At 69.2% G+C, this 12,680-nt stretch carries 9 protein-coding genes and 2 pseudogenes; 5 read left to right on the top strand and 6 right to left on the bottom strand.

What is annotated here, in order from left to right; genetic code table 11:
• Positions 1-65: 65 nt before the first annotated feature.
• On the bottom strand, positions 66-680 hold the full coding sequence (gene pdxH, locus QNA08_RS05840; protein WP_283739752.1) for a pyridoxamine 5'-phosphate oxidase: 615 nt from the start codon (positions 678-680) through the stop codon (positions 66-68).
• Between the two features lie 42 nt (positions 681-722).
• Between pdxH and QNA08_RS05835 the strand changes: the two genes are divergently transcribed.
• Together QNA08_RS05835 and QNA08_RS05830 are read left to right on the top strand one after the other, a co-directional pair.
• Positions 723-1,226, top strand: a complete 504-nt coding sequence (locus QNA08_RS05835; protein ID WP_283739751.1) for an RT0821/Lpp0805 family surface protein — start codon at positions 723-725, stop codon at positions 1,224-1,226.
• A gap of 111 nt (positions 1,227-1,337) precedes the next feature.
• Complete coding sequence (locus QNA08_RS05830; protein WP_283739750.1) at positions 1,338-2,279, top strand: J domain-containing protein; 942 nt, start codon at positions 1,338-1,340, stop codon at positions 2,277-2,279.
• Between the two features lie 39 nt (positions 2,280-2,318).
• Here QNA08_RS05830 and QNA08_RS19020 read toward each other — a convergent pair.
• From QNA08_RS19020 to QNA08_RS05810, 5 genes and pseudogenes are all read right to left on the bottom strand, one after another.
• Positions 2,319-2,438, bottom strand: a pseudogene (locus tag QNA08_RS19020) (KUP/HAK/KT family potassium transporter); the annotation flags it as partial.
• Positions 2,431-2,547, bottom strand: a pseudogene (locus QNA08_RS05825) (KUP/HAK/KT family potassium transporter); the annotation flags it as partial. The pseudogenes QNA08_RS05825 and QNA08_RS19020, both read right to left, overlap by 8 nt.
• 311 nt (positions 2,548-2,858) lie before the next feature.
• Entirely contained in the window at positions 2,859-4,988 is a 2,130-nt protein-coding gene (locus tag QNA08_RS05820) for a methyl-accepting chemotaxis protein (RefSeq protein WP_283739749.1), read from the bottom strand.
• A gap of 427 nt (positions 4,989-5,415) precedes the next feature.
• Positions 5,416-6,240 (bottom strand): anti-sigma factor family protein, encoded by an 825-nt coding sequence (locus QNA08_RS05815; protein WP_283739748.1) that lies wholly within the window; start codon positions 6,238-6,240, stop codon positions 5,416-5,418.
• On the bottom strand, positions 6,237-6,737 hold the full coding sequence (locus QNA08_RS05810) for a sigma-70 family RNA polymerase sigma factor (RefSeq protein ID WP_283739747.1): 501 nt from the start codon (positions 6,735-6,737) through the stop codon (positions 6,237-6,239). Before QNA08_RS05810 ends, QNA08_RS05815 begins: the two co-directional genes overlap by 4 nt.
• A 171-nt stretch (positions 6,738-6,908) precedes the next feature.
• Here QNA08_RS05810 and fabI point away from each other — a divergent pair, with 171 nt between their 5' ends.
• From fabI to QNA08_RS05795, 3 genes are all read left to right on the top strand, one after another.
• Complete coding sequence (gene fabI / locus QNA08_RS05805; protein ID WP_283739746.1) at positions 6,909-7,739, top strand: enoyl-ACP reductase FabI; 831 nt, start codon at positions 6,909-6,911, stop codon at positions 7,737-7,739.
• Positions 7,740-7,748: 9 nt separating this feature from the next.
• Positions 7,749-8,345 (top strand): histidine phosphatase family protein, encoded by a 597-nt coding sequence (locus QNA08_RS05800; RefSeq protein WP_283739745.1) that lies wholly within the window; start codon positions 7,749-7,751, stop codon positions 8,343-8,345.
• A 256-nt stretch (positions 8,346-8,601) separates the two neighbouring features.
• Positions 8,602-12,675 carry a Pls/PosA family non-ribosomal peptide synthetase gene (locus QNA08_RS05795; RefSeq protein ID WP_283739744.1) on the top strand — a complete coding sequence of 1,358 codons (4,074 nt, stop codon included), beginning with the start codon at positions 8,602-8,604 and terminating at the stop codon, positions 12,673-12,675.
• Positions 12,676-12,680: the final 5 nt, after the last annotated feature.

The following is a 12,680-nucleotide window of genomic DNA, read 5'->3' as shown; positions in this document are numbered from 1 at the left end:
TCGATCGGGGAATGCTGCGGCGCGGCAACCTACGCCGGCTGGCCCGGCCGGTCCACCGGCCGCGATCAGGGATAGAGGCGCTCCGTCGTCCAGGCGGCGTCCGGCGTCTCGCGGCGGAAGACGATGCGGTCGTGCAGCCTGAAGGGACGGTCGTGCCAGAACTCGATGGAGATGGGGCGCACGCGGTAGCCCTTCCAGTATTCGGGCCGCGGAATGTCGCCCACCGGATACTTGGCCGTGTAGTAGGCCACGGCCTTCTCCAGGGCGAAGCGGCTCTCGAGCGGGCGCGACTGCTGCGAGGCCCAGGCGCCGATGCGACTGCCGCGCGGCCGGGAGGCGAAATAGGCGTCCGCCTCCGCCGGCGTCACCAGCTCCACCGGGCCGCGCACGCGCACCTGGCGCGTCAGGCTCTTCCAGTGGAACAGCAGGGCGGCCTTCATGTTGCCGGCGAGCTGGCGGCCCTTGGCGCTCTCGCTGTTCGTGTAGAAGACGAAGCCTTGCGCGTCGAAGCCCTTGAGCAGCACCATGCGCACGTCCGGCAGGCTGTCCGCGTCCACGGTGGCGAGCGCCATCGCGTTCGGATCGTTCGGCTCGGTCTTCGTGGCGTCGGCGAGCCAGCTCTCGAAGAGGGACAAGGGGTCCGTCGCGGTCGAGAAGTCACTGCCCGTTAACGGTTCCAAAGCTTAAATCCTCAAGAATCGAGAGGGATGGCGAGGCAACGCGTGACACGCTCCGGCGAGCGCACGATCTATAGGGCAAAGGACGGCGGAGGCGAAGCGGCGCAACTGCGCCGTGGTGTCGCCGTGGCATGTGCGGCGGTCATCGCCCTCGTCGCGGCCGGTTGCAGCGTCACCTTTCCGATCGGCTCGCTTCTCGACACGGGCGAGGAGCCCCTCGTCACCGGATCGATCAAGCCGATTGACGTGTCGCCCCTGTCGCCCGAGCTCGCTGGCGAGGACTGGCGCCGGGCGAAGAGCGCGCTCGCCGTGGCCCTCGATCCGAAGGGCAACGGCTCCAGCGTCTCCTGGGACAATCCCGAGAGCGGCTTCAAGGGCAGCTTCGTGCCCGTCGGCCGCCCGTTCGTCAGCAATGACGAGATCTGCCGCGTCTTCCTTGCCGACCTCAGTCTGCGCAGCAGCAAGAGCAGCCTGCAGGGTACCGCCTGCCGACCCTCCGGCGGCGAATGGACCGTGAAGGACGTCAAACCCTGGAAGAAGCCCGCCTGACGGGCTAAACCAGACCGGCGGCCGTCCTGAACGGCCGTTGCGTTTCTGCAACATGCGTCCCATATCGGTCAGCGAGAGCCGTCCCGAGACGGGTCTCGGAGACAGGTCCCCATGCGTGATCCCTATACCGTCCTCGGCTTGAGCAAGTCGGCGAGTGAGGCCGATGTGAAGAAGGCGTTCCGGCGCCTCGCCAAGGTCTATCATCCCGATCAGAACAGGGACGATCCGAAGGCCAAGGAGAAGTTCGCCGAGATCAACGCCGCCTACGAGATCCTGGGCGACAAGGACAAACGCTCGCAGTACGACCGCGGCGAGATCGACGCCGAGGGCAAACCGCGCTTCCAGGGCTTCGACGGATTCACCCGCAGCAGCGGGCCGCACGCCGGCGGCTTCGAGGGCTTCAATTTCAGCTTCGGCCGCGGCGGGCGCAGGGGAGGCGGCTTCGACCCGCAGGACCTCTTCGCCGACATCTTCGGCGAGGCGATGGGCGGCCGTGCGGCGGGCGGCGGTGGCGGGCGCGCCCGCGCGCATTACCCGCGCGGCGAGGACGTCACCGTTTCCATGACGATCACGCTCGAGGAGGCGGCCGGCGGCGGCAAGCGCCGCATCACACTGCCGACCGGGCGCGAGGTCGACGTGATGATCCCGACCGGCATCACCGACGGCAAGACCATCCGCCTGCGCGGCCTCGGCGAGCCGAGCCCGTTTGGCGGCGAGCCGGGCGATGCGCTGCTCACCATCCATATCGCGCCGCACGAGCGCTTCACCGTCGAGGGCAAGACGCTGCGGCAGCGCCTGTCCGTGCCGCTTGCCGATGCGGTGCTCGGTGCCAAGGTGCACGTCCCGACACTCGATGGCGTGGTCAGCATGACCATTCCGCCGATGTCGAGCGGCGGCAGAAGCTTCCGGCTGCGCGGCAAGGGCCTGCCGGCCAAGGATGGTGCCGGCGATCTCATCGTCACGATCGACATCGAACTGCCGAAGGGGCCGGATCCTGAGCTCGAAGCCCTCATGCGCAAGCGCCGCGCGACCGCCGAGACGAGCGGGCGCTGACCGCGGGGCTCCGCCGAGGAATGCGCGGGACCCGAGCGGTCAGAGCGAGATCTGCGTGCCCACCTCGACGACGCGGCCCGTCGGGATCTGGAAGAAATCCGTGGCGTCGGCGGCGTTGCGGGCGAGGTTGAGAAACAGGCGGTTCTGCCAGCGCGGCAAGCGCCGGCAGCACGAGGCAGAGCCAGGCCGTGCGGATGGGCCGACGGCCGAAATGGCCGAGGTCGGCGTAGAGCGCCTCCGCCCCCGTGACCGCCAGGAGGACGGCGCCGGTGCTTCCGAGCACCAGGACTCAGAAGCGCGTCTTGGCGCGTCCGGTCCGGTCTCGGCGGCCGGGGTGCCTGCGGCCTCGATGGCCGCCGTGGACATTGACATGGTGAGATGTCGATGTTGCGGCGCAGCATGCGCGGAAGGCGCGGCTTGTATCACCGGCCTTGCGGCTCTTGGTTGCGCCGGGCGCATGGCAGCCCACCTCCGGGGACGGCTGATGGTGCCCGCGTCTCCGGCCTGCTGGACCGTGCCGGAGGCCGGGCCGTGGCCCGACCTCCCTCCTTGTGGCGCTCCAATGGCGCCGTCCGCAACTCAGAATTCCGCCCAGCCGCTGTCGCCGCGCCCGGCCGCCGCCCTGCGGGCTGGCCGTTCGGCCGGTGCGGTCATTGCCTGCAGCCGGCGGTCGGAGGCGTCGTTGGCCGGCGGGGTGCGGTCGGCGAAGGCCTTCCGGGCGAGCGACTGCAGATGCGCGGGAAGGTTCGTCCCGGCGGGTCCCCGCGCGCCGGATGTCACGTTCTGCCTGATGCGAAAGGCCGTGACGAGGTCATTCAGCTCGCGGATGCGATCCGTCAGGGCGGTCGCCGCCGCGGCACTCTCCTCGGCGAGCGCCGCATTCTGCTGGGTCATCTGATCCATCTGGGCGACCACCTGGCTCATCTCATCGATGCCGTTGGCCTGCTCGCTCGAGGCGGAGGAGATCTCCGAGACGGTCCTCGCCACCTTGCGCGAGGCCTCGACGATGCGGCCGAGCGCATCGCCGGCCTCGCGCACGAGCCTGACCCCGGCGGCGACCTCGGCGGCGGAGGATGAGATGAGCTGGGTGATGCCCTTGGCCGCATCGCCCGAGCGCTGCGCGAGCGTGCGCACCTCGGCCGCGACCACGGCGAAGCCGTTGCCGGCGTCTCCGGCACGCGCCGCCTCCACCGCCGCGTTGAGCGCGAGAAGGTTGGTCTGGAAGGCGATCTCGTCGATCATCGAGGTGATGTCCGAGATCTTCTGCGATGCCTGCTCGATGCGGGCCATGGCGGCGATGGCATCGTTGACGATCGCGCCGCCGTTCTCGGCCACTTGCATGGCTTCCTGTGCCAGGCTCGCGGCCTCGTGCGAGGCCTGGGCGCTCGCCTTGACCGAGGCGGTGAGCTCCTCCGTGGTGGCAGCCGTCTCCTCGAGCGACGACGCCTGGTCCTCGGTGCGCTGCGACAGATCCCTGGCGCCGCCGCTGATCTCGCGGGCCGTCGAGGAGACGTCGACAGCAGTCGTCTGGATGGTCGCCACCATCTCGGCGAGGCGCGTGATGGTCTCGTTCACCGCGGTCTTCAGTTCGCCGAAGCGGCCGCGGTAGTCTGTCGTCACCTGGCCCGTGAGGTCGCCCTGCGCGAGGGCGGCGAGCACGGCAGCGAACTCGGTCGTGGCGCTGTCGACCACAGCGTTGATCTCGTTGATGCCTTCGACGAGCTTCGTCAGGGCAGCCTCGCCGCCATTCACCCGGGCACGGGCGCTGAAGTCGCCGTTCACCGCTGCCTCGACCACGACCGAGACCTCCTCGACCACCGCGGCCATGGCTTCGGCGCGGCGCACACGCTCGCCGGCGGCCGTGCGCTCGTCGGCCTCGAGTTCCTTCATGCGCACGGCATTATCCCTGAAGGTCTGCAGCGCGCCGGCCATCTCGCCGATCTCGTCGGGCCGGCCGGCCCCGGCGACAGCAACGTCGAGATTGCCGCCGATGATCTCGCCCATGGCGGTGCGCAGACCGTCTAGCCCCTTCAGGACGCGGCTCGATACGAAGACGCACAGGGCAACGACGGACAGGACGAGGAAAGCTGCGCCGACGAAGGCGAGCGCCGCATAGAGGCTCCTGCGGAATTCCGCTGCCTCGACGGCGCCCTGCGTGCGCTGCTCGAGCTTTACGAAGAACTCGTCGATCGGGCGCATGATCCGCGCCTTGTAGACGTGATAGTCGCGCGAGTGCACGAGGTCGCGCGCCCTGGCCGGATCGGGCGCCGCAAGCGGCTTGCCGGCCTTGTCCTTGCCTTCGACGAGGTTCATCGCCTCGGTCTCGAGGCCGATGAGGGCGTCCGACCGGGCCTTGGCCTCGTCGAGCTTGGCGAATTCGTCCTGGGTGAAACCGGCCTCCTGCATCAGCGTCAGCAGGGGAGCCTGCCGCCCCGCGGGCCGTGGCGACGCCTCGCCGCCGGCGACGAAATCCCAGTAGATGCGGTGGTAGTCGGCCGGCCGCGCCTTCTTGCCGTCGCGGATGTCGACGATGTCCATGTATTGTTTCTTGTAGGACGGGTCGCCGGTGACGACGTAGGTGCGCGCCAGCCGGGTCAAGTCGTCGGAACTCTGCCGGAGCTCGTCGGCGAGGAGATAGGAAGCATATTTGCGCTCCTGGGCCTCGCTCGTTGCGTTGACCGCGCCGCGATAGCCTACGAGCCCGGTCACGAGAAGGACTGCTGAAAGGACATTCAGCAGTACAAGCACAGAGAAGATGCGCTTGACAGTCATCAGCTTGGCCAATCTAGAGATATGTCGCGGTTCCACAATGCCGGTTCGATGAATGTCAATCCATCTCTGGCATCGTGTTGTTCTCTTGTTTCCGCGACGGGGTGAATGGTGGCCGTTAGCGGCATCTGGACTCTATTTCTCCGACATTTAATAATTGGTTGTTCGAATTGTTCGGTAAAATAGTATGAATATGGCCGTCCAGTTCGTTGATTTTTCTGTTGTTTCTCCCTCCCGCTGGGAGGGCGCGGAATGCGTCGGGCCGCATGCGACCCCGCCGACGGGGGGATGAGGCCGCGGTCGAGAGCCCGGCTGTGCGCCGGGGCGGTCGCAAGGCTTGCTTCGGAGATCGCCGGCCGGCGGCCGGCTAGATGGGCGCCCCGGCCGGCGCGTCGAAGGTCTCGTAGACGCGCTTGGCGATACGCAGCAGCTTGTCGCGCTCGGCCGGGCCGCTCAGGGCGCAGGCCGCATCCTTGTCGCGCCAGTAGAAGGCTGCGGTGGTCCCGGCCTGCACGTAGCGGAAGGCGGTTTCGCCGCGCCCGTCCGGGCGGGCGCAGTAGAGCGTCAGCCGTTCGCCGGCGCTGTTCTCGAACATGAGCAGGGCCGCCGGGCCCGCCTCCCCGGCGAGCAGGCGGCCACCGAGCAGGCGATAGCCCTCGGAGGCGAGGTCCGGCACGCGGATGGGATAGGCGAGGCGCTTCGACAGCCATTGCACGAGGTGCGCCTCTTCGGCAGCGGACACCTCGACGGGGTGGCGCACCTCCGCCGCAAAGACCTGGTGGGCGACGAGCGCGCGCTCGGCGAGCTCGTCCGGCCGGCTGGTCGCCACGGTCACCGGCGGGCGGCTGTCCGAAACGAGCTCTACCGTGACGATGCCGCCGACGCCGAGGCCGGCGACGAAGGCGAGCGAGGCCAGGGCGAAGCGCGGGCCGGTCCGCGCCGCAGGCCGGATGGAGCGGCGTGCCGCAAACTCCCTTGCCGGTGACAGGCGGTGGGGCACGGGCTCGGCCGCCACGCGGTCGAAGGCGGCGTGCAGCAGCTCGCCCTGGCGGCGCCACTCGGCAATGAGGGCCGCATCCTCCGGGCTCTCGGCGAGATGGGTCTCCACCGCGGCGCGCCGCTCGGGGGGCAGCTCGTCGTCGAGGAAGGCGTGCAGCTCGTGCTCGTCGATGCGATGGGAGCGCTCGCTCATTTGACGATCCTCAAGCGGGTGGAGGCCGGGCGCTCGCCCCCGAGCGCCGTGCGGAAGGCCGCGCGAGCGCGCGACAGGCGCGACATCACCGTACCGAGCGGGATGCCGAGAACCTCGGCGCCTTCGGCATAGCTCAAGCCTTCGAGGGCCACGAGAAGCAGGATCTCCCTCTGCTCGGTGGTCAGTTGGTCGAGCGCCCGCAGGATGTCGTACATCTCGGCGCTCGGCGCGGGTGCTGCGTGGGCGAGGTCGATCGTCTCCACCTCGGCACGCGGCGGGCGGCGCGCGAGGCCGCGCAGGCGATTGCGGTTGAGGTTCGTCAGAATGGTGAAGAGCCACGTGCGCAAATTGCCGTCCCGCCAGCGCGACTCGGCGCCGAGGGCGCGCAGCAGCGTGTCCTGGACGAGGTCGTCGGCCACGTCGCGGTCGCGCGCCAGCGCTCGCGCATAACGACGCAGGGCCGGGATCTCGGCCTCCAACGCCTGCCTGAACCCCATGCATCGCCTCCCGGCGGACCGACGCTGCCGCCCGTGAGGATAGGACACCGCACGGGGCGCGACTATTCCGCCGGGCGGCGGGCTTCCGTCCGGAGCCCGCCTCGGCTAATGATGCGCAACCTTTCCCGGGGGCCTCGCCCCGTCCATCCACCGAGAAGCGTTCGGATCGCCATGGCAGACACGACAGCGACGCCCGCCCCCCTCATGTCCGGCAAGCGCGGACTCATCATGGGTGTCGCGAACAACCGTTCGATCGCCTGGGGCATCGCCAAGGCCGCCCGCGCCCATGGCGCGGAGCTCGCCTTCACCTATCAGGGCGATGCCCTGAAGAAGAGGGTGGAGCCCCTGGCGGCCGAGCTCGGCGCCGCCGTGGTCGGGCACTGCGACGTCACGGATGCGGCGACGATCGACGCCGTCTTCGCCGAGACGGAGAAGCGGTGGGGCAAGCTCGACTTCGTCGTCCACGCCATCGCCTTCTCCGACAAGGACGAGCTCACGGGCCGCTACGTGGACACGACGCAGGACAACTTCACGAAGAGCCTGCTCATCTCCTGCTACTCCTTCACGGCCGTTGCCCAGCGGGCCGAGAAGCTGATGGCGGACGGCGGCTCGCTGCTCACGCTGACCTACTACGGGGCCGAGAAGTGGATGCCGCACTACAACGTCATGGGCGTCGCCAAGGCGGCGCTCGAGGCGAGCGTACGCTATCTCGCCGCCGACCTCGGCCCGAAGAACGTGCGCGTCAATGCCATCTCGGCCGGGCCGATCAAGACGCTCGCCGCCTCCGGCATCGGCGACTTCCGGTACATCCTGAAGTGGAATGAATACAACTCTCCATTGCGTCGGACGGTGACCACGGAGGAGGTGGGCGACACGGCGGTCTATCTGCTCTCCGACATGTCGCGCGGCGTCACCGGCGAGGTCCACCACGTCGACGCCGGCTACCACGTCGTCGGCATGAAGAATCCGGAAGCGCCCGATATCGTGCTCGGCAAGGAGTGAGCCGCTCGGGTGACGCGTCCGACCGTCTATTTCGTCCGCCACGGCGAGACCGACTGGAACGCCGAGGGCCGCCTGCAGGGCACGCGCGACGTGCCCCTGAACGATGTCGGCCGTGAGCAGGCGGCGCGGGCCGGTGCTCTCCTGCAGAAGCTCGGGCTCGGCTGCGCGGACCTCGACTTCGTTGCCAGCCCGATGCTGCGTACGCGTGAGACCATCGAGGGGCTGCGCGGCGCCATCGGGCTCGATCCTCACGACTACGATGTCGACGAGCGACTGCGCGAAATCGCCTTCGGCCAATGGGAAGGGCTGACCTGGGGGGAGATCCGCGCGCGGGATCCGCAGGGTCACCGCGCCAGCAGGGCGGACCGCTGGCACTACGTGCCCCCGGGTGGTGAGAGCTACGCCATGCTCGCCGAGCGGGTGCGGCCCTTCATGGAGGGCCTGACGCGCGACACGGTCGTCGTGTCGCACGGAGGTGTTGCGCGCGCCCTCCTGGCGCTCTTCGCCGGAGCGCCGAAGGACGAGGCGCCGGGCGTCGACATCTGGCAGGGCCGCATCCTGGTCTTCGCGGGGGGCGCCGCAGAATGGGTGCCCGCAGCGACCTGAGAGCCCCGGGCAGCCGGCGTTCAGATTCGTTCATCGTGGGTTCACGCGTCTCACGGCAATAGGTACTGGAGGCGGGGTGGGTAAATCCGCCTCGCGCCGACCGGGCGACGACGGTTGGGGGCAGCCGGCCCGGGGCGCGGAGTCAGGAACGGGGCAGCACTCGAGGGTCTTGCTGTCGGCTTCGGCCGATGCAGCCCGCGTGGCCGTGAGGTTGTGCGGGAGAGGCTGGCGTGTGCGTCTCCGGCGTGAGGCGCCGATGAACCAGATTGTCACGAACCGATCGCTCCTCGAGGCGGGAGAGGCGGACCCGGCGGCCGGCGCGCGGCTCGAGGCGCGACTCGTGGGCGAGGTCCGCCCCGACCTCCTGCGCGACGAGGTTCTGGCCGACATCTTCTCGACGACGGCACGCCAGCGCGGCTATCGCATCGCCCTCGTCAGCGGCAGCCGCGTCTGGACCTATGCACAGGTCGATGCCGAGGCCGATGCCGTGGCCCGCGGTCTCATTCGCGCCGGCATTCGTCCGGGGGACGTGGTGGGCCTGTGGATGGCGCGCGGCCCCGAGCTGCTCATCGCCCAGATCGCCGTCGCGAAATCGGGCGCGGCCTGGCTGCCCTTCGATGCGGACGCGCCCGTCGAGCGCATCGCCACCTGTCTCGGCGACGCGGGGGCGAGCGGGCTCCTGACGAGCGAGGCCTTCGCCCCGCGGGCCGAGGCGACGGGGCGCACGGTCTGGACGCCGGCGGAGCTCGTCGATCCGACGGACGACCGCCCCGTCAATCCCCGCGCCCGCGGGCTTACCGCCGACCATCCCGCCTATCTCATCTACACCTCGGGCTCCACGGGCACGCCCAAGGGCATCGTCGTCTCCCAGCGCAACATCTGCCATTTCCTGCGGGCGGCGAATGCCGTCTACGGCCTCGTGCCGGAGGACGTCGTCTTCCAGGGTGCCTCGGTCGCCTTCGATCTCTCGATGGAGGAGATCTGGGTGCCCTATCTCGTCGGCGCGACGCTTTTCGTCGCGACGCCGGAGATGATGGGCGACACCGATCGCCTGCCCGACCTGCTGGCCGAAGCGGGTGTCACCGTGCTCGACACCGTGCCGACGCTCCTCGCCATGCTCGCCCGCGACGTGCCGAGCCTGCGTGTCATCATCCTTGGCGGCGAGGCCTGCCCGCCTTCCGTCGCGGCACGCTGGTCGCGTCCCGGCCGGCGCATCTTCAACAGCTACGGACCGACCGAGGCGACGGTGGTCGCGACCGTCGCCGAGGTGCGGCCGGGCGAGGCAGTGACGATCGGCCGGCCGCTTCCGAACTACACGGCCTATGTCGTCGACGACGCGCTGGAACTCCTGCCGCCCGGCGTGCAGGGCGAGCTGCTGATCGGCGGGCCGGGCGTGGCGCAGGGCTATCTCGGCCGCCCGGAGCTGACGGCGGAGAAGTTCATCGTCAATCCGTTCACCTCGGACGCAGGCGATCCGATCCTCTACCGCTCGGGGGACGCCGTCAGCCTCGATCAGGCCGGCAACATCGTCTTTCACGGCCGCATCGACGACCAGGTGAAGATCCGCGGTTTCCGTGTCGAACTTGGGGAAATCGAGGCGAAGCTCGCCGATTTCCCCGGCGTTTCGCAGGCCGCCGTCGTGCTGCGCCAGGACGACGGCCTCGACCGGCTTGTCGCCTTCCTCGTGCCCGACCCGGGCAGGAGCATCGACAGGCTGGGGCTGCGCATGTCGTTGCGCGACAAGCTGCCGTCCTACATGGTACCGGCCCATTTCGAGGTCGTGGACAGCCTGCCGCGCCTCGTCTCCGGCAAGGTCGACCGCAAAGTGCTGAAGGCGGCTGTGCTCACCGTCGCCGAGCGGACGGAGATGCAGGACGAGCCGCGCACGCCGACCGAGGCGGCGCTCCTCGCCGCCGCCCAGGGGGTCTTCCCCGGCCAGGCCCTGCCGCTCGAGGCGGATTTCTTCACCGAGCTCGGTGGCCATTCGCTTCTTGCCGCCCGCTTCGTCTCGGCCGTGCGCGAGAATCCGGCGCTTGCCGGCATCACGCTGCAGGACGTCTACGCCGCGCGCTCGCTCAGGGCGATGGCCGCCCGGCTCGACGAAAGGGCGCCGGCGGAAGGGCTGCCGCCGCAGAACCTCGAATTCGAGCCCCCGCCGCTCCTGCGCCGCTTCCTCTGTGGCCTTGCCCAGGCGGCGGCGCTGCCCGTCATCCTCGGCCTGATGACCGCCCAGTGGCTCGGCGTCTTCGTGAGCTACATGATCATCTCGGGCGAGGGGGCGGGCTTCCTGGTCGAGCTTGCGACGTTGCTCGCCGTCTACATGGCGATCAACGTCATCACGGTCGCTGTCGCCATCGCCGGCAAGTGGCTCGTCATCGGACGGACAAGGCCGGGGCGCTATCCCCTGTGGGGCGTATACTACTATCGCTGGTGGCTGGCACAGCGCCTGACGAGCCTCACCCACCTGAAGTGGTTCCAGGGCTCGCCGATCATGCGCGTCTATCTGCGGGCGCTCGGCGCGAAGGTCGGGGCGGACGCGCTCGTTGCCGAGGTGGAGAGCGGCGCCATTGACCTCGTCAGCATCGGCCGGGGGGCCTCCATCGGCGGCAAGGTCAAGCTCGCGAATGCCGAGGTCGTCGGCAACGAGCTGATCATCGGCGAGATCACGATCGGCGACGACGCCTATGTCGGTACCTCCTGCGTCATCGGGCACGACGTCGTGATCGGGGAGGGCGCCGAGCTCGGCGACCTGACGGCGATCGCCGCCGAGACGCGCGTCGGCGCCTGGGAGAAGTGGGACGGGTCGCCGGGACGCCGCGTCGGCACCGTCCCGAAGGACGAACTGCCGGCCCCTGCCGACGCCTCGCGGGGACGCAAGGCCCTCAACGCCTTCGTCTACATCCTCGCGCTCCTCATCCTGCCGCCGGTGAGCCTGCTGCCGATTTTCCCGGCCTTCTATCTCTTCGACCAGCTCGACACGCTGATCGGTGGGCTGACGCGCCTCGGCTACACCACCTATCTGCCGCTCGTCGCCTGGCCGACGGCCATGGCGCTCGTGGCGGTGACGGTGCTGCTCGTCGCAGCCCTTCGCTGGCTGGTGCTGCCGCGGGTGCGCGAGGGCGTCTACTCCGTCCACTCGGGCTTCTACCTGCGCAAGTGGATCGTCGCGCTCGCCACGGAGGTGACGCTCGACACGCTGTCCTCGCTCTATGCGACGGTCTACATGCGCGGCTGGTATCGCCTGATGGGCGCCAGGATCGGCAAGGACGCCGAGATCTCCTGCAACCTGGCTGGCCGCTACGATCTCACCGAGATCGGTGAGAAGTGCTTCATCGCCGACGAGGTCGTCCTCGGCGACGAGGACGTGCGCCGCGGCTGGATGACCTTGAAGGCGGTGAAGACCGAGGCGCGGGTCTTCGTCGGCAACGACGCCGTCGTGCCGCCCGGCAGCCACATTCCGACGGGCTCGCTCATCGGCATCAAGTCGAAGCCGCCGGCAAACACCCTGATGAGCGCCGGCGATACCTGGTTCGGCTCGCCGCCGATCAAGCTGCCGGTGCGCCAGAGGTTCGACGGCATCGGCGCCAACTGGACCTTCGAGCCCTCGCGGTGGCGCCGTCTCGGCCGGGCCGTCTTCGAGGCCTTCAACCTCTCCCTGCCGACGATGCTGTTCATCACCTTCGGCACGCTCGCCGTCGAGGTGCTGGCACCGTCGATCATCGGGGGCGAATGGTGGACGCTCCTTCCGCTCTTCCTGGCGGCGAGCGTCGTCATCTCCTGCGCCATGGCGCTCGTCGTCATCGGCGTGAAATGGACGCTGATGGGCGTCTACAGGCCGACCATGAAGCCCATGTGGTCCTGGTGGGCGCTGCGCACCGAGGCCGTCGCGGTCATGTACTGGGGCCTCGCCGGCAAGGTGCTGCTTGACCACCTGCGCGGCTCGCCGATGCTGCCTTGGGTGCTGCGCCTCTTCGGCTGCAGGTTCGGCAAGGGCGTCTTCATGGACACGACCGACATCACGGAGTTCGACTGCGTCAAGGTCGGCGATTTCTGCGCCGTCAACGCCCTGTCGGCCCTGCAGACGCATCTCTACGAAGACCGCGTCATGAAGGTCGGCCGCGTCACCGTGGGCGATGGCGTCACCATTGGCGCAGGCTCGACCGTGCTTTACGACACCTTCGTGGGGGACTTCGCACGGCTCGGTCCGCTCACGCTGGTCATGAAGGGTGAATGCATCCCGGCTCACGGCGAGTGGCATGGGGCACCGGCCGAGCGCGCGCCGGCGGCCGAGGCGCGCGCCGTCGTCCACTTCCTGCAGAACGCCGCGTGAGCTTT

The sequence above is a fragment of the Chelatococcus albus genome (genome assembly GCF_030067675.1).
Lineage (GTDB): Bacteria > Pseudomonadota > Alphaproteobacteria > Rhizobiales > Beijerinckiaceae > Chelatococcus_A > Chelatococcus_A albus.
Note: the sequence above shows the minus strand (reverse complement) of the source record. Positions and strands in the feature narration are given on the sequence as shown.